Origin of the sequence: Spiroplasma tabanidicola (genome assembly GCF_009730595.1) — a bacterium.
In the GTDB taxonomy this organism is placed as follows: Bacteria; Bacillota_I; Bacilli_A; order Mycoplasmatales; family Mycoplasmataceae; genus Spiroplasma_A; species Spiroplasma_A tabanidicola.
In genome coordinates this window covers 968,693-994,790 of record NZ_CP046276.1, presented here as the reverse complement: position 1 = coordinate 994,790, position 26,098 = coordinate 968,693, and the positions used below count along the sequence as shown (strand labels likewise).

Here is a 26,098-nt window from a genome sequence, read left to right as displayed (position 1 = left end):
TAGGACAAAAAAGAATTAAATACTTATTTGTGAGATGATGCTAAAATTCCAGTTGAAATAATTTGTATTGCTCATGATTTATGCAGGCATGCTTTTAGTCATAGCAAATATGCAAAATATTTAAATAAAATGAACTGATTAGTTATAGGATCTGATCGTAGAAGGCATGGTAAAACTGCAAATTAAGAAGAAAATTGTTTTTTGTAAAAGAAAGTGAATGAGAAACATTGGTAGAAGATTTAAAAGTATCAACAAAAATATAAAAGATAATATAAATGTTATTCTTGTTCATTTAATTGGAAGTTTAGTGGTTAGAGATTAAATTGCAAAATATTGAAATTCAATTAATGAATCAATACTTATATGAACTGGATTTTATGGAAGTAACTTTTTAAAATATTAAAAAAAGGGTCTACAAAAATCACCTAAATATGGTGAAAAACATATTGATAAAAAAGTTTGAAAGCTTACTTATAAACCCTTAAATGATAAAATTGAAGAAACCTGAAGTACAGGATTACAATGATTAAGTGTTAAAAAGAAAATTTTAACGCTTCTATAAATAATCAATTATCTATAGAAAAGTTTACAAGTTTTGCTTTAAAGATATTTTTACAGGATGACTGGATATTCAAAGAAAAAATATTAATCCATACCAAAAGATTTACTTATTTAATAAATGCCGGTAATGAAGATGGGGTTGTTAGTTTTTTTAACATAATCAGTGAAATTGTATAAAATCTATAAAAAATTAACTTAGATATAAAATTAGATTTATTTTGTAATATGAGACATAATAGTCTTTGTGAATATGGATACTACAAAATTTATCAAGATATAAATACATTTTTAAATAAAATAATAAGTAAATAAAAACACTGTTTTTGCAGTGTTTTTAAATAGTTACTGATAATTGATATAGTGGAATTGATAAAATATTTGAACCTAAAAATTCTGCTTTTAAGTTCCCATAATCATCAATTTCAAAAAAGCTTAAATAGTTGAAAAAGTCTTTTTCATCATTTAGATAAATATTTTCACTTGCTATTTTATTAAATTCTTCTTTATACATATTACTTACATAATCAACAACTTCTTTTAAATTCACTATATTCACAGGAATTACAACTTTGCTATTTAAAAGAACTTCATTTTGTAATTTTTCAAAATTATCATAATTATAAATTAATACATCAAATGTTTTAATTACACTTTTTCCTAAGCAAGATTCACCATATTTATCAAAAAATTTTAAGGTAACTTGATAATTATCATAACTTATAAATTCATAATTTGTAAGTTTTAAAAATTCTTCGCCTAAGTCATAATCAGCAAAGTTTTCTTTAATCATATCGTCTAAATTTTGCAATACAAAATCTTTGTCGCTACCAATAAAAGATAAATCTTTTTTAATGTATAAATCAATTTCTGAATCTTGTAAAAAGCCTTTGTACTTATTACTTTTTCTTTCAGTTATACTGTAAAGTTCTTTTAAAGGAGTTGCGTTCATATTTAATGCAAATAACACTTTTAATCATTTTTTCATAAATATCACCCTAAAACTCTAAATAGTATAAAAATACTATAAAATTATTATATAGCAAAAGGGGACAATATTATGGGATTTTGAGCAAATTTAAAAGAAAGAAGAAAAATAAAAAAAACACAAAAAAAACACTTAAAAGAACATAAAAATACTTTAACTTTTTCAAGTGATATAAAAAAATTAAGTAAAAAATACAAAAGCGCAAATAGTGAATTTTTTGAAGAGTTAGAAAATGTTTTGATAAAAACTGATATGGGTATGAAAATGGTTTTAGAAATATCTAATGCAGTTCAAAAAAGAGTTAAACCAAAACATAATTTTGATGATATTAAAGAAATTCTTGCAGAAGAGTTATATTATGCATATAATGATTCAGGAAAATATGATATTAAATTAAACTGAAAAGATAATCGTTTAAATATTTATGTAATGGTTGGAGTTAATGGTGTTGGAAAAACAACAAGTATTGCCAAAATTGCCAACTATTATTCAAAAATGGGGAAAAAAGTTTTAATAGTAGCAGCAGATACATTTAGAGCAGGAGCTGTTGAACAATTGGAAGAATGATGTTCAAAAAGATTAAAAGGTGTTGATTTAATCAAAGGAAATTCTTCAGATCCAGCTAGTGTTGTTTTTGATGGGGTTAAAAAAGGATTAGAAAATAGTTATGACCTTTTGTTAATTGATACCGCAGGAAGATTACAAAATAAAGAGCATTTAATGAGAGAACTTGAAAAAATGACAAAGATTGTTAAAAAAAGTGTTGAAGATGGACCTCATGAACGTTTATTGGTAATTGATGCTCAAACTGGACAAAATGGTGTAAATCAAGCAAAAGCCTTTTCAGAAGCAACAAATGTTACAGGAATTGTTTTAACTAAAATGGATGGAACAAGTAAAGGTGGAATTGCTCTTGCAATTAAAGATATTTTAAATATTCCAGTTAAATTAGTTGGTTATGGCGAAAAAGTTGAAGATATTAAAGAATTTGATTTAGATGACTACATTTGAGATTTGGCAAGTGACTTTATGGAAGAGGATTTAGATGAGTAATATTAACAAAAATGAAGAAATAAGTAGTTTATATGATTACTACAAAGAACTATTGACCGAAAAACAAAAAGAGTATTTTGAGCTATATTATTTTGAAGATTTAACATTTCAAGAAATTGGAGAACAGCTAGGAATTTCAAAAAATGCTGTTTTTGATAGTATAAATAAAACAATAAATAATCTAAAAGATTTTGAAAATAAACTTCATATAAAAGAAAAAAATGATTTTATAAAACAACAAATCGATAACTTTAAAGAGAGTAAAATAAATATTGAAGTATTAATTAGAAATATAGAGGAAGAAATTTAGTGAATATATTAATAATAGGAGATATTTACTCAAAATCAGGTAGAGATGTTTTAAAAAAACATTTAAATAATATTGTAGCTAAAAATAATATTGATTTTGTTGTTGCTAATGCTGAAAATATATCTCATGGTAAGGGGATAAATAAAAATCATTATAACTTTTTAAAACAATTAAAAGTGGATGTTATTACTTCAGGTAACCACATTTTTAAAGTAAAAGAAACTCAAGAATTTATAATAGAAACAAATGATTTATTAAGACCTTTAAATATGTATGAAAGTTTACCAGGAAAGGGAACTGTTTTATTTGAAAAAAATGGATTTAAAATCCGAATTACCAATTTACTTGGAACAACTTTTATGGATCATGCAAATAGTCCATTTGAAGTTCTTGATAAATTACTCGAAAATGATAATAGTGATATCCATATTGTTGATTTTCATGCAGAAGCAAGTGCTGAAAAAATAGCTTTTGCTTGAAATTACGATGGTAAAATTAGTGCTTTAGTAGGAACTCATACACATGTACAAACTGCAGATGAAAGAATTTTACCAAAAGGAACGGCTTTTATAACTGATATAGGAATGACGGGTCCAATAAATTCAATAATAGGAGCAAATCCAGATGAAGTAATCTATAAAGAAAAAACAGGATTACCAACAAAGTTTATTCCATCAGAAAATGCAGGGAAGTTACAAGCTGTTATAATTAGATTTGAAAATAAAAAAGCAAAAAGTATTGAAAGAATTCAAGTTATTTAATTTTAAATATAGGCTATTAAAACGTAGTATTATAGCATATTTAATAAAAAAATAATTTTTATGATATAATATAATATATCAAGGTTAGAAGTTGGCCTAATGTGGGAGAAGAATAAAAGATGAAAAGACATGATAAACTTAGAAATTTACATGAAGCATTGTTTGCCCTAGATAAAGAAGTTAAAAATGTGTGTAGAGGATTAGAGACACGTTTGAAAACAGTGGCTAAATATAGAGATACCTATGAAAGAATTTTAACAGAAGTAGAATTTGAACGTAAAAACGAAATGTATGGTAGATCTACTATTTATGACTTTGAAAGAATGCGTATAAACTTAGAACAAGATGCTGGGAATGTTATTTATGAATCAATTAATGTTATGGGTAACGATGAGTTTATCGTAAGAAAGCAAAACGTTATTTTTGCATTTTGATTTATGGGTCAATTTGATGTATATGCCTTAGATCTTTCACATGGGGATTAGTTAGCATTTATAAGTACAACCTTTGTTGTATTTTTTTATGTTAAAATCAATATGCTAAAGGGGGTACATTAATGGTTTGAGAACCTTTATTGGAACTAATAACTCCAATTTTTTATATTATTGGAGCAACATTTTTATTTTTTATTTTTTTATATTTTCTACATAGATTTATTAAAATGAGTAGTTTGAAATTTAAAACACAAGCAAAACAAAGAGGTGAGTTTGTTGATTTAAAAAGTTATAAAACAAAAGATGGATATGATTTGTCATTAAATGGTCAAATTAATAAAAAAAATAAAAAAATAATCATTAGCATTCATGATTTTAAATCAACAAAAAATGAGTATGATAATTTAATTAGTTATTTTATTAAAAAAAATTTAGATATAGATATTATTGCTTATGACCAAAGGGGTTGTGGAAAAAACGCCGTTTATAAAGATGCTAGTCAAGCAACTTTTATATCTGATTTGGATGAAATTATTGAATCGATAAATGAAAAATATCCTAAAAAAAAGATTATTTTGTTAACTTCTGGATTTAGTTCTCATATGGCCTTATATTTTAGCAGCAATCCAAAAATAGAAAAAATAATAATAACAAGTTTCAAAATAAATAAAGGTTATAGAAATGGTATTTCAAATATAATTAAATGTATAATTGGTTTTATTTTTTATCAAAAAATAAAATTAAAAGATAAGTTAAATGGTATTGATTTAATTGATGATGAAAAAATCAGTAAAGAAATTGATGTAAATCATCTTGAAAAAGGAACTTATACTTTTAGAGAAACCTTACAAAATTATATTATCAAAAGAAGAACTAAAAAATATATTAATAATGCTAAGTGTAAAATTACTTTAATTTTGCCTAATTTAGATATATATACAAAACAAAAAAAATTAGCAAAATTTATTAATAAGTTAGATAAACAAAAGTATAAATTGAACACTTTAAAAGATTGTAAACATTTTTGATTATATAAATACAATGAACAAAACTTTGAAAATATTATTTCAAAAATCTAATTTTTTGTTATGATATTAAAGATAAACATTTTTATTAAGAACTATTGAGAGAGTAAACTCGTAGAAGTAGTAGCAACCTATTAAATTAGGTGCTTAAATCAGGGGAAACCAGCAATAAGAGTTTAAATCTATATGCTTAAAAAAGACCCTTTTTGGGTCTTTTTTATAACAAATAAGGAGAAAAAATTTATGAAAAATTATTTTACTAGTGAATCTGTGTCAGAGGGACATCCAGATAAGCTTTGTGATCAAATTTCTGATGCAATTTTAGATGCATATTTGGAACAAGATCCTAATGCAAGGGTAGCTTGTGAAACTGTAGCAAGCAAAAATTTCGTTTTAGTAACAGGAGAAATATCTTCTTCTGCTAAAGTAGATTGCGAAAAACAAGTTAGAAGAATATTAAATAAAGTTGGTTATAAAGATGCTAATACTGGAATTGACCCAAATAATTGCGAAATTATCATAAAACTAAGCAAGCAGTCTATTGATATTGCTAGAGGTGTTGATAATGACTTAGAAATGGGCGCAGGAGACCAAGGAATGATGTTCGGTTATGCAGTTGATGAAACAGATACTTATATGCCTTATTCAATTCAATTAGCTCATGATTTAGTTCATATGGCTAGTAGATTAAGAAAAACAGGGGCATTTAAATATGCTCAACCTGATATGAAATCACAAGTTACTATGAATTATACAAATCCAAAAAATCCACATATTTCAACAATTTTAATGTCAGTGCAACACGACGAAGATTACAATCAAGAAGAATTTGAAACTTTTATTAAAGAGAACATTATGATTCCAGTTGCAAAAAATCATGGTTTAAATACTGATTTTAAAGTTTTGATCAACCCAACTGGTAAGTTTGTAATTGGAGGTCCTTTAGGTGACGTTGGATTAACAGGAAGAAAAATTATTGTAGATTCATATGGTGGTCATGCAAGACACGGTGGAGGAGCTTTTTCAGGAAAAGATCCTTCAAAAGTTGATAGAAGTGCTGCGTATATGGCAAGATATGCAGCTAAGAATATGGTAGCAGCTGGATTGGCATCTAAAATTGAAGTTCAAATCAGTTATGCAATTGGTAAACCAGACCCATTATCAATCTTTATTGAATGCTTTGGAACAAATAAAGTTCCTATGGATATAATTTATAAAGCCTTAAATGAAAATTTCTCATTTAAAGTAAAAAATATAATTGACATCTTAGATCTAACAAAACCAATTTATTTTAGAACCGCAAAATACGGTCATTTTGGTAAAAAAGAATTTACTTGAGAAAAACTTGATAAACTAAGAGAGTTAAAAAAATATTTAAAATAAAAGTATCTAATATTTTTATTTTTTTATACTAGGAGAACATATGGAAGTAAATATTATAGGTGCTGGATTAGCTGGTTGTGAATTAGCTTATCAATTAGCACAAAAGGGAATTAAAGTTAATTTATATGAAAAAAAGAATATTGAAAAAAATGAGATTCAAAAATTAGATACATTTGCAGAATTGGTTTGTTCAAATACTTTTAGAAGTAAGTCTACACAAAATGCAGTTGGAATTTTAAAAAAAGAATTAGAGCAATTAGACTCATTTATCTTGAAATGTGCATATCTAACTGAAATACCTAGCGATGACGCTTTAGCGGTTGATCGAATTAGTTTTTCAAAACTAGTGGATAAAAAAATAAGAGAACAAAAAAATATAACAGTTTTTAATGAAGAATTAAAAATATTGGATGCAGATAAAATTTATGTAATATGTTGTGGACCTTTGATTAGTGATGAATTTAAAAAAGAAATAGATAGAGTTGTTGGTAATCAAAAACTATTTTATTTAGATGCATCTTCTCCAATAATCAAAAAAGATTCTATTGATTTTAAAAAAGTTTATTATAGTTCAAGACATTCAAATGATAATAGTTATATTTGTGCACCTCTAAATAAACATGAGTTTGAAAATTTTTATATTAATTTGATAAATGCTCAGAAAGTTAAATTAAAAGATTTTGAAAAAGAAATTTTTTTTAAAGGATGTCAGCCTATTGAACAAATAGCTATTCAATCTAAAAAAAATCTTATAAATGGACCTATGTCTCCAAATGGATTAGAACACGAAAATAATAAACCATATGCAGTTATTCAACTTAGAAAAGATAATGCTATTGATAGTTTATATAATATTGTAGGATTTCAAACTAACTTAACTTGACCTGAACAAAAAAGAGTATTTCAGTTAATACCTGGTCTTGAAAATGCTGAGTTTGCAAGATATGGTGTTATGCATAAAAATTCTTATATAAACTCACCAAAAATCTTGAATAAAAAATTACAAGTAATGAGAAATAAAAAAGTTTATTTTGCAGGTCAAGTAACGGGTGTAGAAGGATATATAGAATCATTTGCTTCTGCATTTATTGTTTTCTTTGCTTTATATTCTGAGTTTAAAAATAAAAAGTTTATTCCTTTTCCTGATCAAACTATTTTAGGTGCATTAACAAACTATATAACAAATAAAAAGCTAAAAAAATTAAAACCAATGAAAGCAAATATGGGTATTGTCAAAGTAGATAAAGAATTTGACACAAAAACTGAAAAGTATGACTATATATATGAAAACAGCATGTTAATAATAAAAAATTATCTTGAAAAAATTTTTTAAAATTCTTTAAAGATTATTAAATTGATATAAAATAATAAAGTAGTGTTTTGGGCGAAACACATTTTTATATTGAGAAGGGCTAAGTGTTTATGGAAAAAATAAAATTTAAGAATGCAAAAAAATACAAAGGAATTATTGAAAAAATATTTGTAAAAGATGGCCAACCTGTAAACAAAGGTGACATTTTAGCTCAAATATCAACTCAACTTGAAAGAATTAGTTTAGAATCACCAATTGATGGTGTTGTAAGAAATGTATATGTTATTGATTCTTTGATAGTGTCTCATGGAGATACCATTTTTGATATTATTTCTAATAAAGAATTAGAAACTATTTTAAGAAGACCTTCTGAAATGAGTGATACTTTAAAAGATGCTTTAACTGATTTTGGTTTTTTAGATGAAACATTAGATGAAGTTCAAATGGATATAAACTTAAATAATACTGAAGTATTGACTCATACAATTGATTATTCTGATAAATTGCCAGAAAGTATTGGTAAAGAAATTAAACACGAAAATAATACTAATTTAAATCAACCAGTCGAAACTAGTAACATCACTAAAGAACTTGAAAGTCTTGAGTTTTTAAAAAAAGAAACAGATATTGAGGTTTCAAAAACTCATGCAATAGAGCAATTAAATGAAGATTTTTTAAACAAAACTAATATTCAAAATGAGCACAATAATAAGGATTTGATTATCGAAGAAAATAAAAAAGTAATAATTAATGAAAAAATAGATATTGTTGTAAAACCAATCGAAACAAATAGTTTAACTCAAGAATTAAATAATTTTGCTTTAAAAAGCAAAGAAAGTTTAACTGAGATTTCAAAAACTCAATCACTAGATCAAATTAATAATGACTTTTTGTTTAGCAACAACTTAGATGATAAAAAAGAAAAACAAAAAGAAGTAGATTATACAAATAATATGCCGAGAAGTATTGGTGATACAAAAAAAAGTGCAAATGAATATATTAATAATAAACCCATTGAGACAGATGGGGTTACAGAAGAATTAAAAAATTTAAATTTATTTAAACCTGAAATTGAAAAAGAAGAATCAAGCTCAAAAGTTATAGAAGAAATTAATAATGACTTTTTTAATAAAGATAGTAATGAGAAAAATGAAAAAACATCTAAGTATGAAAATAAGCTCTCAAATCAAGAAAAAGTAGAAATTAATTTAAATGAATTAGTTCAAGAAAATTCTAATGATCAAGCAGAAAAAAATAAAACAGAATTTAGTGAAACAGAGTTGCAAAGAAAAGTTGAAAGTTCTCAGTTTTTATCTCAATTTCAACAACAAGAAGAAGTAAATCAAAAGTTAAATATTGTAAAAAGTAGTTATTCGATTGAAGAAGTTAGTGAAATAAAACAAGATTTTTCTAAAATTAACGAAGATTATAGTCAAATAAATAAAGAAATAAACAACGCAATTACTAAAGATTTTGAAACAGATGAGTTGCTAAAACAAAATGATGACTCTATTGAAGAACTATCTGCTTTTGCAGTTTTAGAAGAAACTGTAGTAATTAATGAAGAAATAGAAGATCAAGATAGTAGCGTTGAAAATAAAGATGTAATAATTAGTGGCATCGAAAAAGAACTTGAATTATTGAGAGAAGACTTTTTAAAAGCAAAAAATCAATTAGTTAATTTAGAAAAAAAAGAAGTTAATTCTAAAAAAATAGACAATTCTAAGGAATTAAGAAAAGCAAATACTATTAGTTTTGAAGCTGATATTACTGCATTATTGAATTTACATACTATTATGTATGATTCTATTTTGGATAAAGGCATAATTTTAAATTTAAATAGTTTTTATTTAAAAGCACTAGCTTTAATTTTAACAAATTTTAAAAATATAGGTTTATTTAAAAAGCAAGTAGTATCAGTTTACAAAAATATTAAAGATAATTTTAATTTTGTTGATGTAAAAATAAATGAAAAAAACTCAATATTGGAAATAGCTATGGAAGTTGAAAAAAATAAAATAAGTGAAAAATTAAGTAAAGTAGTATTATTTGATTTATCACACTTTAATATCATTTCTTCAAATATACAACTTAATGAAGATGTTTTATTGTCAATTTCAATTGGGGATAATCAATCTCGTTTAAAAGGGGATATGATATTGTCAAATTACGTTATGGTGACAATTATTTATGACTCAAATGTAATAAATCTAAATGATGCAATAAATTTTGGTAAAGAGTTTACAAGTTTAATTTCAAACCCAGGATTATTAATTTAAAAACAAACTAACCTATTAAGGGTTATTTTTTTTTGATATTATATTAAGTATAAGCGAGGTAAATATGTGAATTAACGAAATTAAGAGTGATTCCAAAAGTATTGATTTTATAGCTAGAGTTGAAAAAGTGTCAGTTTCCACTGGTAACAATGGTGCAAATTATTTAATAATTTATTTAGTTGATAAAACGGGTAGAATTGAAGCTAGATTATGAAATTGTGATCCGGAAGATGAAGAAATAATTAAAGAAGGATCTATTATAAAAGTAGAAGGATTAATCAGTTTATATCGTAAACAATTACAACTTAAAATTAGTAAATACCATATAATAGTTGAAGAAGAATTTAACAAATACGGTATTGATCAGAGCGATTTTTTCATATCAGCCCCTTTAAATATAGATAAACATTATAATTGGCTTATAAAAACTATTGAAGAGTTGAAAAATCCGATATATAAAAAAATTACTTTAAAAATTATAAAAGATAATGAAAAAAAATTTAAAACTTATCCAGCAGCAACATCAATTCACCATAATGTATTAGGTGGATTATTTTGACATAGTTTTTCATTATTAAAAGGAGCTATTTCTTTGAAAGATATTTATAAGTATGCCAATGTTGATTGAGAATTAGTTTATTGTGGAGCTGTTTTACATGATATAGGAAAAATTGTTGAGATGAAAGGCAAAAATGCATCAGATTATACGGATGAAGGAAAACTATTAGGCCATATAACAATTGGAAGCGCTTTCATAAGTCATGCATCAAATAGTTTAAAACTTTCGGAAAAAGAATATGAAGAAAGTGTTAAATTGCAACATATAGTACTCTCGAGTCACGGTAAGCATGAATTTGGATCTCCAGTAGAACCAAGCATGTTAGAGGCAATTATAGTTTCATCCCTAGATGCTCTAGACGCAAGGATATATAAAGTAAATGAAGAACTTTCTAAAGTTGATGGCGAAGGTTGAACCGGAAGAATTTTAACAGAAGGCGGAAGAGCATTTTTAAAACATCATAAAAAAAAATAAAAAGAGGATTTATTGAACATCTAAAATAAAATTGACAGTAAAAAAGTACTTTTATAGTTAAAATTTTATTGAAAGGTGTTCTTTTTATATGGTAAATTAAAAATCAAAAAATAAAAAAATTAATATTATTGAAGAATCTAAAAAATTTGGAATAACAGATGCTGCATTAAAATATGATGTTAGCACAAGTACAGTCAAAAGATGCAAATCAGAAATCAAAACTAAAGGTAAAGGCGCTCTTGAATGAAGGAACGGAATTCAAACAAAAGGAAATATTAAGAAATTTAAATCTTTTGAATGAATTTTTAAAGACCCTGACGATATGACAACAGAAGAATTAAGAGAAGCTTTAAAATTGGAACGAGCTCTAAAAAAAGCATTTGGCGAAGACAACTAAGGAAAAGTACTTCGCTATTTTTAATTGTTCTAAAAAGTTTACTTTAACATTAATTTGTAAATATTTAGGCGATTCAAGATTTGGTTATTTAAAATGACTAAAAAGTGGAAAACCTATAAATAAAAACTACAATCGAGTTCTTGCTATAAAAATCAAATTTATTTTTTATTTGTTTAAAAAACGTTTAGGTTACAACGTGATAACTTTACTTTTAAACAAATATTTTAATCAAAACTTAAAACCATGAGTAGTTTATAGATATATGAAAATTAATAATTTAAAAGCATTTCGAAAAAAAAGAGTGCCAAAATATGACAAAACTTGTCCTTTGAGATATGAAAACTTATTGAATAGGAATTTCAATGCAGATTGTTTAAATCAAAAATGAGTTACAGATGTAAATTGCATAAAGACAGCCTCAGGAAATGCATATTTATCTGTTATAAAAGATTTATATAATTCAGAAATTGTTGTTTGAAAATTATCTAACAGTCCTAATGGCAAATTATGTTATACAAACCTTATTTTTTGCAATCAAAAAGAGAGGCGCTCCTGATATTATTCATTCTGATCAAGGTAGTCCTTATACAAATGAAACTTGAAAAAGTTTATGAGATGAAAACAAGATAAGTATATTCATGTCAAAAAGAGGTAACTCTCCTGATAACGGAGCGTGCGAATCTTTTTTTGGAACAATAAAAAATGAATGTATTTATACTTATAAAATAAAAGAGTTAAATTATTCAAATATCTATACAATAATTTCAGATTATATTGATTTTTATAATTATGTTAGACCTATGTTGAAACATAAAAAAACTCCATACGAAATTCGTATGGAGAAAGTACCTTTTTAATGTCAATTTTAATTGACAAGTTCAATTTATTTCTCTTTTTATTTTTTAAAATATGAGTATAAAACATCTAAATCGCTTAAATCATCAGGATTATTCTTGATCAAAAAAGTGTAACCTTTATTTTTTTTGTATTTAGGAATTATATGTTCATGGTAATGAAAAACTGTTTGGAAAGCCTCTTCCCCTTGATTTGTAACGAAATTATAGCCTAATGGTTTCTTAGGTAATTTTGTATTTAATATTTTTAAAACTTCAATTTTTCCGTCTAGTACATGATGTAAATAATCTTTATCTGTTTGCTCAAAATTTTCATAATGTTTTTTAGGGACTATCAGGCAGTGTCCGTCAGAATTTGGTGTAATATCTAAAAATGAATATACAAAATCATTCTCATATATTATTTTTGACGGTATCTCTTTTTTAATTATTTTGCAAAATATACAATTATTCATATAGTTGTCTCTTATCTTTCACATATATTTTATAAAAAAAATTAGCTTTTATGTAAAATAAAAAATATTTTATGAACTTAAGTTTATAAAATATTTTATTAGAATAATTGCTCAAGTCTCTACAAAAATCAAACATATAATTTTTGTAAAAGGGTGATTTTTTTATTGCTAAACAATGTTATTTAGAGCTGAGGAAATAAAGAAAACAACAGATGAATTTAGAAGTACAGATATAATCCCAAGATTTTGATTATTAAAATACAATATTAAACAAAAATCAACTATTTATGTTTGAAAATCGTTATAAACAAAAATAAATATTAATTTAATTTATGCGCAAACAGGTAGGAGTGAAAAATAAATCAAGAGTTGGAACGTTTAAGAAGAGAGATGCAATATAAAAAAAGTTAAAAAACTAACAAGTAAAGTAGAAATTGTGGAAAAGCATACATCATCTTTAGTAAGGAATGAAAAAACAAAAAATAATTATTTAATTGTATAAAATAGCAAAAAATTATAAGTAAAAAATATAGCATTATCATGACTAATTGAGGTTTTAAACATTAATCCTAAAGCTTATAAAAAATGATTAGCAAAGGGTTAAAAAGAGTATGTATTCAAAATAGACATAAGTTATGATTTATTTATAAGCTAAGTTTTTTATATTAAAGATCAAAAATATGAAACATATCGAAAGTGGGTACATAAAAAAACAAAACTAAAATTTCATTTAGGTCGAAAAAAGAATATACGTTCTATGAAAGCATAAAAATTATTTTTACTGAAAAATTGCTAAAAAAGTAGAATATAAAAAGCTTATACTAAAAAAGCATAACTTCAATAAATATAGTTAATGGTTTATCAAACGATAAACACAAATAATTGGTACTTTATGCAAATAAACCATTAGAAGAAATTTGTTTATATATACAAAGTTTAAAATAATTAATAAAAAAACTCCCTTATTTGCTTATATTAATATATTCTAAACTACCTTTAATAATATGTTTTGCAAACAATAAAACAAATGAAGAACTTATTAGTAATATTAAATTGCAAATAATAAATATGATATAAAAATAGGATTATTAATAGAAATATAGAATAACAATTTAGAAGCATAATTATGAAAAAAATATTAATAATTACAATACTATACATAGCATTACATAAGGATATGTTTTTGACAAAACTTGATAGAGAAACATCTTTTAAAAGTCTAAAACAAAATTATTATGTAGGTTATAGCTTGCAAAAAAAAATGAAACTTTTATAAATTGAATAAGAGATTGTATATGAAAATATTTGAATAATAAAAAAAATTACTCCCAAATAGAAACTTAAAGTAATTTTGTTGAAATATATTTATTTCGGTGTTGCCCTTTAGAATATCGTTATTAAAATTTATTAAATAAAAGGACCTCACTAAAGTAATTTTTTTATATATTTGGAATATATATTTTATATTGTAAAAACTTTTTTTCAATTTAAAATTCACCTACATATAATGCAAAAAATTTTTTTTATCTATTTAATTATATTTTTATTATAAAAAACTTAGATTTAGTTAAATTAAACAAATAAGATTAGATATTTCATAAGTTATTCAATCAAATCATTACTAATATAAAAATTTTCCTTAAAATGACTAGCTTAATAAATGTCTATCTTTTCTAATTATTTTTCAGATACCCTAATACTTTTATTTACCAAAATTTATTTTCTAATCAAAATAAAACCTGCCGCTGTTTGTATTAACTTTGTTATAGTTTTTTATTTATCTAAAAGTTCTATTCAATTTTACTTCTTATAAAACTAGATCGATATTTAAACTCTAAATTAGGTTTACAAAGAATATTAAATATTTTAAAGTATTTTTACTTGCATTATTTTAATTTTCATTTTTTTAAGAAATTCATTTTTAAATTTTTTTCTAATATAAAAGACTAATTTTAGACAATCCTACTCAATTTGCTTTTTTAACTCATTTATGTTTAATTTACAAAACAATTTTAACTACTTAATTTCATTTCTCTTTTTCACTAACGAATATATCATTTCAACACCATCAATATCATTATGATTAAAAAACTGAGAAACCCCTTTATCTAAAGACTTGATTTGTTCTTTATCTTCGTTAGATAAACTAAAATCAAATATAGAAATATTTTCTTTCATTCTTTCAATATTAATACTTTTTGTGATAAATGGGATATCTTGTTCGTATAATCATCTTAAAATAACTTGTGCTACTGATTTGTTATGTTTGTTTGCAATTTTTTTTAATACTGAGTTATTAAATATATCATTTTTTCCCTCAGCAAATGGAGCTCATGCCATTGGTTTTACTCCATATTTTATGTTATTTTCTATTGTGTTGTCTCTTTGAAAAAATGGATTCACTTCTATTTGATTAATAACTGGAATAAAATCGCTATTATTAAATAAGCATAAATCAGCCAATTTATCATCGTAAAAATTTGATATACCTATTGATTTTATATAACCTAACTTTTTAAGACTTAAAAGTGCAGATAACGCTTCTCTATAATAACCAAAAGGTTGATGAACTAAAACTAAATCTACATAATTTGTTTTCAATTTTTTTAAAGAATTATAAAATGACTCAATTGTTTTATTGTAATTATAATTACTAATTCATATTTTTGTAGTTAAAAATATGTCCTTTCTTGCAACATTTGTTTTTTCTAGGGCATTACCTATAGCCTCTTCGTTGAAATAACTTTGTGCTGTGTCAATTGCTCTATATCCTACTTCCAAAGCATTTAAAACAACTTTTTCACATAGTTCTAAATCTGTTATTTGATATGTACCAAAAGATATAAAAGGCATTTCATTACCATCATTTAATTTGATTTTTTTCATAATTTTTCCTCCTAATTACGCATTTGTAATTATTTATATAATAAATCATTAGAGTTGCTCTAAGTCAATACATTTTATTAAAAAAATTTATTTTATATGCTATATTTTTAATAGGTGATTTTATGAATAAAAAATATTATATAAATAATATTTCAAAAAGATATTCTATATCTGAACATACACTCAGATATTATGATAAAAAAAACATTTTAAGTTGTTTTAAAAGAGATGCTAATGGATATCGTTATGTAGAAGAAAAAGATCTTAGATTTATAGAACTTGTAATTTGCCTTAAAAAAACAAAACTTAGCCTAAAAAATATTCAAAGATATTTGCAACTTATAGAGCAAGGTGATACTACAATGTTAGAGAGATTTAAAATAATAGATAAACAATTAAAATTAGCAATAAAAATGCGAAAAGATATTGATGATCAAATAGAGTTTTTAAAAAATAAAATTAAAATTTTTCAAAAAATTTTAATTTAATATAAATTTGTATTGCATTAGTGTTGCTCTAATGTTTTATCATTATATTATAAAGTTAAAATATTTAAACTTTATATATAAGGAGGTATTTTTGAAAAAAATTTTAAAATGAGTATTTAGTATCGCGCTAATTTCAAATTTATCAATTGGTACCGTTAGTTGTTCAACATCTGATATAAATAACGAATTTGACAACAAGATAAATGAAAATACAAAATCAAAAACAATTGTGGTTTATTTTTCTTGATCTAATGGCACTGAAACTATGGCAAATTATATCGCAAACAAACTTGATGTAAAAACATTTAAAATTGAAAGAGAATTGCCATATTCTTCAAATTACTCAGAATTATCAAAAGATGCAAGAAATGAAGCGGTAAATAACTTAAGACCAAAAATGAAAGAATATCCAGAATATATAAATAATTATGATTATATATTGTTAGGTTTTCCTATATGGTGACATGTTGCACCTATGATAATAGGTTCATTTTTAGAGCACTATAACTTAGATAATAAACGTATTTTTCCATTTATTAGATCTTCTGCTTATTTAAGTGAACATTTAACTAGAGCTTTAAACTTTTTAAGAGATAATTCATCAAAAGATGCCATTATAGAAAAAGAAGTTTATTCAAGTAGTAGAAACGATGTGGACAATTGACTTGCAAACACATATTTAGATAAAGTTAAAACTTTAGAATAGTTCTTAAAACTGTAATTAATAATTTTCTTAAAAAAAATTTATAAACAATAAAAAAGCTTTATTAAAATAATAAAAATAAGTTTGAGTTATAAGAAGAATATGTAAATAAGAAATAGAATAGACAACCTATAAAAGACCGAGTTATTCAAAATAATTTAAATAACTAGTTTTTATATAAAGGTTGTTTTTATATACCGAAAGTCAAAGACAAAAAGTTCAAACAATAAAAGGAGTAAAAAATATAATAATAATTAAAAAATGAATTGAACTATTTACCTTGGGAGATTAATATTTATAGTAAAAAAGACATTAAAAATAAATTTATTATAATCTAATATTAATAAAGTTAAAATAAAGAAATCTAATATAATCTTAAAGGGTCACCCCAAACTACATAAAAATTATGTATATAGTTTTTATAGAGGGGTGATTTTTTTTTATGGCAAAAACTATTTTATTTAGTGCTGAAGAAAAAAAGAAAATAATAGATGAGTTTACAACTACAGATATAAGCGCAAGAAAGTTAGCTTTAAAATATAATATTAAACAAACATCAACTATTTATGTTTGACAAAATCGTTATAAACAAAAAGGAATTGCTGGGCTAATTGATGCACAGAGAGGTAGAAAAGCTAAAATTAATAAAGAAGTTGAGTTTGAAAAAACGAAACAAGAGTTGGAACATTTAAGAAGAGAGATGCAAATTAAAGAAAAAAAGAATAAAAAACTAACAAGTAAAGTAAAAGTTATGGAAAAGTATACAGCATCTCTAGTCAAGGAATAAAAAAACAAAAAGTAAATATCGAATTGTATAAAATAGCAAAAAATTACGAGCGAAAAAATATAGCATTATCATGACTAATTAATCTTTTAAATATTAATCTAAAAGCTTATAATAAATGATTAGCAAATGGTTCAAAAGAATATATGACAAAAGAGACACAAGTTATGACTTATTTATAAACAAAGTTTTTTACGATAAAGATTCAAAATATTGAACTCATCGAAAATGAGGGCATAAAAAAATTGCACTAAAATTTGGTTTATGTCTAAAAATGGTCTTGAGTTCTATGAAAGCACAAAATCTAGTTCCTGAAAATTGTGAAAAAAGTAGAAAATGAAAAGCTTATACTAAAAAAAGCAAAGATCCAATAAATACAGCTCCCAATTTATTAAAAAACCAAGAAACAAATAAAATCGAGTTTATTGCAAATAAATCGTTAGAAAAAATTTGTTTAGATATTTCGGAGTTAAAAATAAAAAACAAAAAAATTTACTTATTTGTTTATATTGATATATATTCTAGACTACCTTTAATAACATATTTTGCAAACAATCAAACAAACGAAGAACTTATTAATAGTATGCAACTTTTAGTTGCTAAATATGATGTAAAAAATAGCATTATCCATACGGATAGAGGATCACAATTTAGGAGCTTAATTATGAAAGAATTTTGTAACAATTACAATATTATTCAAAGCATGACAGACGGATATGCTTCTTGACAAAACTCGATAGTAGAAACATTTTTTAAAAGCATAAAACAAAATTATTATGTAGGTTATAAGTTTGAAGATGATGGAACTTTTATAAATTGAATGAAAGATTGTGTATGAAATTATTCTAATAATAGAATAATAAACAAATTAAAAAATACTCCCAAAGAAATTTTTGAGAGTAATTTGTTAAAATATATGTAGTTTGGTGTGACCCTTTATTATAATTATATTTATTTATTAAACTTTTTAAAACCAAATTTTCTATTTTTGGTCATTTATTTTTTTAAGCTTTGCATTTTTTTATCTATTAATTTTTTAAATTAATTCATATTTTCCATTGTGCTTATCATGTTTGTAGTTTTTTAAATGCGTTAGTTATCTCTAAAAGCTTCTCGATATATACACAACCTTCAAACTGCCGAATAAAAAAATATACATATTTTATAAATCTTTATAACATAAGTATTTTTAAAAACATTCATTTATCATTTTTAAGTATCAAAATATAAAAAAATATGATATATCTATTTGAAGGTGGCCATATAAAAAATTCTCCTTGTATAATTTTATGTTTTTTTAAACATAATGTATACTTAGAGAATTATATTTACTATTTTTAATAGAATATTTTTTTGATATATCACATTATATGCTATTTTTTAATCGTCTGCATCTTTATTATTTTTAATATATTTACCAATTTGATCGTATAAACCTGCATAATAAATGTGATCCGCATCTAGATATTTAGTATATAGAACTGTTTTTGCTAATTCTGAGATAGTAGAGTCTTGAGAAACCATATATTTTATCTGGTTAATCATTGCATAACCAGCTGAATTATAATTTGACTCTTGTGTAGAAACTTGTGATGAGTCTTCAATATCTTTACCTGATATTAAATTTTGAACGTCAACTGAGTGGTACTCTTTATTATTATCTTGGTTTCAAATATCTTTATATTTAGTTTTACTTGATCCATATCCAGATCAACCAAACTCGATATCTTTACCTTTTTCATCAGCGCCTTTAATTTGATATATATAACTATCATTAGATTCAGCACTAGCTCCTAATAATTCAATCATATAAATTGGTAATGTAAATACGATTTCTTCAATGTTTTTATCTTCATTATCTTCAAAGAAGGGACTACCAGATTTTAATAAAATACTTGGTTTTTTAGCCTCTTTTACAGCACTTTCATAGTTTTTTCCTGAAATTGGGTTATTACCAATTGCACTACCATTTTCAAATATTGTAAATCCTTTATATCCTTGTGCTCTAAAGAATGAGTCGTAAGCATTTGAGTTATCTTCATTATAAATAACCCCGCTTTCTTCTTCTGTTTTTAAACTTTTAGCAATATCTGACATCAATTTAATTAATGAAGATCCTTGTTTTAAGTTACCGTTTGAAAAGTCAACAACTTTATCAGAACCGCTATTAATGTCATGTTTTTTTAATTCATCTCTAACTTTACTTTCGTTATCTTTTCTAAACTTTATTGACCAAACCATTCTAACATTAGTGGTTCAATTTCTATTTTCACCAGTTGTGTTAGTTGTAAATCATGATTGTGTTTTTGAAAATAATGGTGAACTAGTATTTATAAATGGACTCATAGTTGAATCTTCTTGACTTTCAGATGAAGGTAAGATAGAAAAGTTATTAGCATCCATATATGACATTGTTAATAGGTTAGAAATAATGTTTTTAACTAATTCATTATCGAAATAATCTTGAAATCTTAGTCTTAAAGCAGTTTTTGGAGATATTTGATGTTTTGCGTTATCAGATGTATATTTACCATCAATAAAGAAAATACTTTTTGGATTTGTTAAATCAGAAAGTTCGGGTAGATTTTGTTGTTTGTTATCTCCCTCTGCTAAAATTGTTCATTCTTTGTCTCCGTCTTTATTAAATGAGATTTTTGCACCCTTTATAACATTAAATGATTTACCATTTAAATCAACTATACTTTTTACTTCTTCTATTGGATTTAAAGAATATAATTTTGTATTAATTTGACTAAAGTCTAATCTTGTACTTGAAATTGAACTTGTATACTCTGTAAATAATAAATCTTCTGCAACTGTTCCTGCTTGATTTTTATATGTATCAATGAATTGTTGGGGCAAATAACCTTCTGAGTTTTCATCATCAAATTTTTTTAAACCTAATTTTTCTAAGTTATTATTTGTTGAATCATAACCAAATTTTTTAGCAATTAATTCATTAATAATTCTTACAACAATTGTTGTTGCATCAGAACTTGAGAATATATCTCCGAAGTCTTTATTTGCAAGACTTGGATCTCCTGCAAGAGCAGCAATTAATTGTTTTGCAAGTTCTGGATTTAAGCTTACTTTTGAAACTCTATCTGGTTTGTTATCACAAGCTACTGCTAAACTACTAGTTGAAGTAATTAAGGTAATAGCGCCAAGGAAACCTAATAATTTTTTCATTATTTTTTACCTCCAATTTTTTTAGCTTCTAAATAACTATTGATAAAATTATTTTTAATTAAATCACTTTCTAATAAGCTTTTCATACTAATTGGACTTGAAATAGCTGCAGCACCTTCGGTATAAATTGCGCCTTTTGCTGGTCATATTTTTTGGATTGCTCCACCAATTTTTTCAATAGAGAAATTAGAGTTTTCAATTACTGCTTTTGGATAGTTTGTTGTTGTATTTGATTTGATTGTTTTTACTCATGCAGTATGTTTTTCGGAAAATGCTATTTGAGGTGCAACTGATATATTAATTTGAGCTACTTTAATTTTGCTTGCAACTCATCCTTGCATAGATTTCGCAATTTCTTCAAACTCTTTATTTGTAGGATTTTCTTCTCCAAAAACAACTAATTTTTTAAGGAAGATTTCAACATCTTCAAGAGAATTTGAATCTTCTTTAGTTTTTGTTGTAACATTTTTGAAATAATCAAAAACTGCTGTCATTCAAAAAGTTTCTTTATCTGTTGCACTTGTTACTGAAACTCATGATTTTAACTCATTTACTATGTCGAATGATACAGGAGCATCTGAAATTCCACTAATCAAAGAGTTATTCACAAGATATCTTAAATAATTGTTTTTGATTGAGTTATTTAAGATATTCATATAGTTTCTATTTTCACTATTTGAAGTAGTTTCTGTATCGTGTTGCATATAATAGATTTTTTGGTTATCTGATAATTTATGGAAATCATTAAATGCTTGAAGTTGAGCAAGAGGTGTTAAATCTTTGAATTTATTCTCTGTTTTATTTTTTAACTGATCATACCCATCAATTGAAACTATATGCATTCCATCAGTATCAATATATAATAATTTACCTGGATTATTTTTTAAAGTACCATAAAATACATTTGCACCCTTAGAAGCAGCTGCAGCTCTTGATTCTAATGATGGAGATCCAACACTTTCCGCTCTTGTAAGTTTGTTAGTTATTTTTTTAATATCAGCTTCAAAATCTTTTCCGTCAAAACTTAATTCTTCTGGTTTTTCATATTCACTTCCTAAAACATAATCGTAAACTACGTTTTTTAATGAATCTGAAAAATCAGTTGATTGTAAAGTAAGCAATTTATCATACTTTTTAATTGACCCGATGTTTAACTTACTTGAGTTTCTAGCTGCTTCATTTCAAAAACTTTCAGCTAAAGGTTCTTGTTTATCTGGTGTTAATTTGACTAAAAGTTTATCAATATCTTTTGCAGTTACATCAAAATCACCTTTAAAGTCTTCGTAAGAGATTCCATCTTCAAATTTACCATTTGTTGCAAACGGAATTGTAATTTCACTAATTGCAAGTGGTGCTTTAATTTCAAAATATTTCTCTAAAAAGAAAAGTTGTGAGTTACTTAACATTCCTGATCTTGTATTACTTGATGTTGCAACTCATTGATTGATGTCTTCTGGAACATCACAAATAATTTTATCACTTGTAATATTTCTAACAGCTGCTTTAGCTGCTGCAACATCTAAGTCGGCAGGTGCTTTTCAATTTTTTGAATCCATTGTTTGAGCATTTATAATTTGACTAACTGCATTTTTATCAGCTTCATAAACTGAGCTAAATTTAGCATCATCATTAATAACTTCTAATAATTTAGATAGTTTATTTTTAACTGTTTGCGCAGTTACTCAAGTAACTCCATAACTATCTGTATTTAATAAAACATCTAAAATTGCTTTTGTAGCATTGTTTGTAGTATCTGTTAATAAAATATTTGCTTTATATTTTTTTTCTAAGAAATCTAAATCCATTTCTTTTTTCTTGTTTTGATATACTGTGTATTTTTCATATAGCATATCTTTTCATTTAGATTCTCATTTTTTACCGTTTTTTACTTTGTATGTTTCTTTTTCACGTTCAATTTGTTGATCCACAGCTTTATTTAAAGAATCTCATCTATAAGATAAAGTTTCTCCTAAATTTTTGTTGTAAGCAGTATTGCTTTCATCAAGTTTTAATGTACCTTCAGCTCCAAAAAATGTATTTGAATTTGCTAATAATGATACATTCATTAATTGAAGCATTTCAATTAAAAACGCTTCTCTATTTGTTGGACCTGAAGCATTGATTAAGTCTACTAATACATGAGATGCATCAATATGAGCCTTACCGTCTAAAGAATTTAGAAATTGTACGATAACTGAGTTACCGTTGTCTTTTATGTCGTAAGTTCCACACGCAACTGCAACATTCGCTGCACTTGACACAAGTGTTAAACTTCCTAGTAGTGTTAACAATTTTTTCACACTATTCACTCCTTGAATTTTGTTTATCACAATAATTATAAAGAAAAAAATAAAAATAATATGATTAATTTGAAAGTTTTACTTTATCTGCTAAAATTTAACTTTTTTATAGTTTATTAAATTGACAATTATTTTTCATCAAATCAAATTATAATTATTTTGTTAGGAGAACTTTATATGCACACTATTGAAGTAAAAGAACTACATGTTCAAATTGAAGAAAAAGAAATTTTAAAAGGAATTAATTTAATAATAAAGTCTGGAGAAATTCACGCCTTGATGGGACCGAATGGTAATGGAAAATCAACTTTGTTAATGGCAATTATGGGTCACCCGAAATATGAAATAACAAAAGGAGATATTTTATTTAATAATAAAAGTATTTTAGATTTATCAGTTGATGAAAGAAGTAAATTAGGATTATTTTTAGCTATGCAAAACCCTCAAACTATTCCAGGTGTAAGTAATCTTGAGTACTTAAAATATGTGGTAAATGCCCATAGTGAAGAAAAACAAAAATTAAAAGACATAATGTCAGATATCAGAACAAAAGCAAAAGATTTAGATTTTGATCTAAATATGTTAAAAAGATTTGTAAATGATGGATTTTCAGGTGGAGAAAAGAAAAAAAACGAAATTTTACAAATGAAAATGTTAAATCCATTATTTAGTTTAATTGATGAAATTGATTCAGGACTTGATGTTGATGCTTTAGAAGTGGTTTCAAAAAATTTAAATGCTTTAGATTTTTCAAAAATGGGTATGGTTATTGTTTCTCATTATGATCGTTTTTTTAAAAAAGTTATACCAACTCATGCTCATGTCATAATTGATGGAAAAATCATAACTAGTGGAGGAAAAGAAATAGTTGATAAAATTAATTCAGAAGGTTATAACTGAGTTAAGGAGTTAATCTAATATGGTTTTTTTAAATGAAAAAACAGTTATAGATTTTTCTAGCAAGATTGATAATCAATTAGTTTTTGAAAATGATGATAAAAAAATCATTTTTTTAAGCGATATTCAAGGTGATATAGAAATCAATATAAAAGAAAGTTGTAATGTTAATCTACATTTTATATTTGTATCAAACAATAATTTTGACAAAAAAACTTTTAATATAATTATTAATTTAGAAAAATATGCTAATTTGGTTTTAAATATTGCTAATTTAACTAAATATGATTGTGATGATAATATCTCAATTAATTTAAGAGATGAAAATAGTTCAGTTGAGTATTATAGTGCTTCAATTGCAAACCAAGAATACAAAAAAAACTCAATTATAAAAGTATGTCATTTAGCAAGAAATACAAAATCTAATATTTGTGCATATGAAGTTTTAAAAAACAAGTCAAAAGGTTTTATTAGATGTATAAGCGATATTAAAAATGGTTCTAGTTCAAGTGAAGCGCATCAAGAATTACGATTGTTAGTTTTAGATAAAGAAGCAAAAGCAAATTCAGATCCAGTTTTATTAATTGATGAAAATGATATCGTTGCAAGTCATGCAAATGCAATTGGTATGTTAGACCCAGATCAAATCTTTTATTTGCGTTCAAGAGGATTAACAAAACAACAGTCACAAGAATTAATTTTAATGGGATATTTTGAACCTGTTTTTATTAATTTAGAAAATGATAATATAGCTATGCATTTAAAAGATATATTAAAAGGAATGATTTAATATGAGTTATAAAAAACATTTTCCATATTTTTATTTTAATAAAGATGATATTTATTTTGATTCAGCAGCAACAGCTTTAAAACCAAAGCAAGTTTTAGATGCAGAATATGAATATAATGTAAAAATCGCTGCAAATACTCATAATAATTTATTCAAAAACGCTTATATTGCAAATGAAATGCTTATTGAAACTAGAAAAAAAGTTGCAAATTTTATTGGCACAAGCAATTATGAACAAATTATTTTTACAAGTGGTACAACCCATTCTTTGAATCAAGTGGCATTTGGATTGAAAAAAGTTTTAAAAAAAGATGATGAAATTCTTTTAACTATTTTAGAACATTCTTCAAATTTACTACCATGAAAAATATTAGAAGAGCAAATTGGAATAAAAATTAACTTTTTAGATTTGAATTCTGATGGAACAATTGATGTTGATAATATAAAAAATAAAATTAATAAAAATACTAAAATAGTTTCTTTTGCAAATGTTTCTAACACTATGGGTTCGCTTAATGATGTTAAAAAAATCACAAGTATTATAAAGAGTATTAATGAAAATATTATAGTTATAGTTGATGGAGCTCAATCGGTTTCTCATATTAAATCTAATGTTAATGATTGAAATATTGATTTTTTTTGTTTTTCAGCACATAAAATGTTTGGTCCTTTTGGTTTAGGGGTTTTATGAGGAAAAAAACAATTATTAGAATCCTTAGATCCAATTATGTATGGTGGAGGAAATAACTCTTCAATTGAATACGAAAAATATATTCTTGCAAAAGTGCCTTACAAATTTGAAGCAGGAACTTTAAATTTAAGTGCTATTGCTGGTTTAAAAGCGGCAATTGATTTTATTGAAGAGCATAATATTGAAAACATAAATAACTATTTAAGAGATTTAAAAAAATATTTCATAGCAAACATTAATAAAATCGAATTGGAAAAGTTTGAGTTTTATAATATTAATAATCATGAACCAATCATTTTGTTTAATTTAAAAAATGTAAATGCTCAAGATTTTGGATCATTTTTAAATAAAAAATACAATATTTTAGTAAGAACAGGAAAACATTGTGCTCGATTAGCTAAACATTTAATTGATAGCGAATCAACAATTAGAATAAGTTTATCAATTTATAATAACAAAGAAGATATTGATAAATTAATAATTGCTTTACAAGATGCTGATAGTTGAATTGATGAATTATTATAATGA

General features: G+C 24.5%; 24 protein-coding genes and 1 riboswitch. Of the genes, 19 read left to right on the top strand and 5 right to left on the bottom strand.

Annotated elements, in window-relative coordinates:
- The first annotated feature begins 27 nt into the window (after positions 1–27).
- A complete protein-coding gene (locus STABA_RS04440; protein ID WP_156006940.1) occupies positions 28–186 on the top strand; it encodes a hypothetical protein in 159 nt (52 codons plus the stop codon).
- 709 nt (positions 187–895) lie between these two features.
- Here the strand turns inward: STABA_RS04440 and STABA_RS04435 are convergent.
- Positions 896–1,546 (bottom strand): hypothetical protein, encoded by a 651-nt coding sequence (locus tag STABA_RS04435; protein WP_156006938.1) that lies wholly within the window; start codon positions 1,544–1,546, stop codon positions 896–898.
- A gap of 72 nt (positions 1,547–1,618) precedes the next feature.
- Between STABA_RS04435 and ftsY the strand changes: the two genes are divergently transcribed.
- The 10 genes from ftsY to STABA_RS04385 all read left to right on the top strand — a co-directional run bounded on the left by ftsY (position 1,619) and on the right by STABA_RS04385 (position 12,390).
- Positions 1,619–2,599 carry a signal recognition particle-docking protein FtsY gene (gene ftsY, locus STABA_RS04430; RefSeq protein WP_156006936.1) on the top strand — a complete coding sequence of 327 codons (981 nt, stop codon included), beginning with the start codon at positions 1,619–1,621 and terminating at the stop codon, positions 2,597–2,599.
- Complete coding sequence (gene ylxM / locus STABA_RS04425) at positions 2,592–2,909, top strand: YlxM family DNA-binding protein (protein ID WP_156006934.1); 318 nt, start codon at positions 2,592–2,594, stop codon at positions 2,907–2,909. The genes ftsY and ylxM overlap by 8 nt, the downstream gene beginning before the upstream one ends.
- Positions 2,909–3,670, top strand: coding sequence for a TIGR00282 family metallophosphoesterase (locus STABA_RS04420; protein ID WP_156006933.1), 762 nt, complete (start codon positions 2,909–2,911; stop codon positions 3,668–3,670). The genes ylxM and STABA_RS04420 overlap by 1 nt, the downstream gene beginning before the upstream one ends.
- Before the next feature lie 221 nt (positions 3,671–3,891).
- The gene (locus tag STABA_RS04415; RefSeq protein ID WP_170264705.1) at positions 3,892–4,155 is read left to right on the top strand and encodes a hypothetical protein; all 264 of its coding nucleotides are present in this window, start codon (positions 3,892–3,894) and stop codon (positions 4,153–4,155) included.
- A 71-nt stretch (positions 4,156–4,226) separates the two neighbouring features.
- Complete coding sequence (locus STABA_RS04410) at positions 4,227–5,183, top strand: serine aminopeptidase domain-containing protein (RefSeq protein WP_156006929.1); 957 nt, start codon at positions 4,227–4,229, stop codon at positions 5,181–5,183.
- Between the two features lie 28 nt (positions 5,184–5,211).
- A riboswitch (SAM riboswitch) is annotated at positions 5,212–5,304 on the top strand.
- A 68-nt stretch (positions 5,305–5,372) separates the two neighbouring features.
- Positions 5,373–6,512, top strand: a complete 1,140-nt coding sequence (gene metK, locus STABA_RS04405) for a methionine adenosyltransferase (RefSeq protein ID WP_156006927.1) — start codon at positions 5,373–5,375, stop codon at positions 6,510–6,512.
- Positions 6,513–6,552: 40 nt separating this feature from the next.
- Positions 6,553–7,845, top strand: a complete 1,293-nt coding sequence (trmFO, locus tag STABA_RS04400) for a methylenetetrahydrofolate--tRNA-(uracil(54)-C(5))-methyltransferase (FADH(2)-oxidizing) TrmFO (protein WP_156006926.1) — start codon at positions 6,553–6,555, stop codon at positions 7,843–7,845.
- A gap of 89 nt (positions 7,846–7,934) precedes the next feature.
- Entirely contained in the window at positions 7,935–10,103 is a 2,169-nt protein-coding gene (locus STABA_RS04395; protein WP_156006923.1) for a biotin/lipoyl-containing protein, read from the top strand.
- Positions 10,104–10,167: 64 nt separating this feature from the next.
- On the top strand, positions 10,168–11,136 hold the full coding sequence (locus tag STABA_RS04390; protein WP_156006921.1) for a 3'-5' exoribonuclease YhaM family protein: 969 nt from the start codon (positions 10,168–10,170) through the stop codon (positions 11,134–11,136).
- An 894-nt stretch (positions 11,137–12,030) separates the two neighbouring features.
- Complete coding sequence (locus tag STABA_RS04385; RefSeq protein WP_156006919.1) at positions 12,031–12,390, top strand: integrase core domain-containing protein; 360 nt, start codon at positions 12,031–12,033, stop codon at positions 12,388–12,390.
- Positions 12,391–12,428: 38 nt separating this feature from the next.
- On the opposite strand, the gene STABA_RS04380 is transcribed toward STABA_RS04385, so the two are convergent.
- Positions 12,429–12,842 carry an HIT family protein gene (locus STABA_RS04380; RefSeq protein ID WP_156006916.1) on the bottom strand — a complete coding sequence of 138 codons (414 nt, stop codon included), beginning with the start codon at positions 12,840–12,842 and terminating at the stop codon, positions 12,429–12,431.
- A gap of 175 nt (positions 12,843–13,017) precedes the next feature.
- Between STABA_RS04380 and STABA_RS06025 the strand changes: the two genes are divergently transcribed.
- A complete protein-coding gene (locus STABA_RS06025) occupies positions 13,018–13,149 on the top strand; it encodes a hypothetical protein (RefSeq protein WP_281349597.1) in 132 nt (43 codons plus the stop codon).
- 1,709 nt (positions 13,150–14,858) lie between these two features.
- Here the strand turns inward: STABA_RS06025 and STABA_RS04375 are convergent.
- On the bottom strand, positions 14,859–15,728 hold the full coding sequence (locus tag STABA_RS04375; RefSeq protein WP_156006914.1) for an aldo/keto reductase: 870 nt from the start codon (positions 15,726–15,728) through the stop codon (positions 14,859–14,861).
- 122 nt (positions 15,729–15,850) lie between these two features.
- Between STABA_RS04375 and STABA_RS04370 the strand changes: the two genes are divergently transcribed.
- The 4 genes from STABA_RS04370 (at position 15,851) to STABA_RS04355 (ending at position 18,625) form a co-directional block, all read left to right on the top strand.
- Positions 15,851–16,216, top strand: a complete 366-nt coding sequence (locus tag STABA_RS04370; RefSeq protein ID WP_134297159.1) for a MerR family transcriptional regulator — start codon at positions 15,851–15,853, stop codon at positions 16,214–16,216.
- Between the two features lie 91 nt (positions 16,217–16,307).
- Positions 16,308–16,922 (top strand): flavodoxin, encoded by a 615-nt coding sequence (locus STABA_RS04365; protein ID WP_170264704.1) that lies wholly within the window; start codon positions 16,308–16,310, stop codon positions 16,920–16,922.
- Between the two features lie 439 nt (positions 16,923–17,361).
- The gene (locus STABA_RS04360) at positions 17,362–17,706 is read left to right on the top strand and encodes a helix-turn-helix domain-containing protein (protein WP_156006910.1); all 345 of its coding nucleotides are present in this window, start codon (positions 17,362–17,364) and stop codon (positions 17,704–17,706) included.
- A gap of 115 nt (positions 17,707–17,821) precedes the next feature.
- Positions 17,822–18,625 carry a DDE-type integrase/transposase/recombinase gene (locus STABA_RS04355; RefSeq protein WP_156006908.1) on the top strand — a complete coding sequence of 268 codons (804 nt, stop codon included), beginning with the start codon at positions 17,822–17,824 and terminating at the stop codon, positions 18,623–18,625.
- Between the two features lie 458 nt (positions 18,626–19,083).
- On the opposite strand, the gene STABA_RS04350 is transcribed toward STABA_RS04355, so the two are convergent.
- Both STABA_RS04350 and STABA_RS04345 read right to left on the bottom strand, forming a co-directional pair.
- Positions 19,084–20,892 carry a lipoprotein gene (locus STABA_RS04350; RefSeq protein ID WP_156006906.1) on the bottom strand — a complete coding sequence of 603 codons (1,809 nt, stop codon included), beginning with the start codon at positions 20,890–20,892 and terminating at the stop codon, positions 19,084–19,086.
- Complete coding sequence (locus STABA_RS04345) at positions 20,892–23,192, bottom strand: lipoprotein (protein ID WP_156006904.1); 2,301 nt, start codon at positions 23,190–23,192, stop codon at positions 20,892–20,894. Before STABA_RS04345 ends, STABA_RS04350 begins: the two co-directional genes overlap by 1 nt.
- Positions 23,193–23,369: 177 nt before the next feature.
- On the opposite strand from STABA_RS04345, the gene sufC reads away from it, so the two are divergent.
- The 3 genes from sufC to STABA_RS04330 are packed head-to-tail and all read left to right on the top strand — an operon-like array spanning position 23,370 to position 26,095.
- Complete coding sequence (gene sufC / locus STABA_RS04340) at positions 23,370–24,110, top strand: Fe-S cluster assembly ATPase SufC (protein WP_156006902.1); 741 nt, start codon at positions 23,370–23,372, stop codon at positions 24,108–24,110.
- Between the two features lies 1 nt (position 24,111).
- Complete coding sequence (locus STABA_RS04335) at positions 24,112–24,879, top strand: SufB/SufD family protein (protein ID WP_156006900.1); 768 nt, start codon at positions 24,112–24,114, stop codon at positions 24,877–24,879.
- Between the two features lies 1 nt (position 24,880).
- The gene (locus STABA_RS04330) at positions 24,881–26,095 is read left to right on the top strand and encodes an aminotransferase class V-fold PLP-dependent enzyme (RefSeq protein ID WP_156006898.1); all 1,215 of its coding nucleotides are present in this window, start codon (positions 24,881–24,883) and stop codon (positions 26,093–26,095) included.
- Positions 26,096–26,098 lie beyond the last annotated feature (3 nt).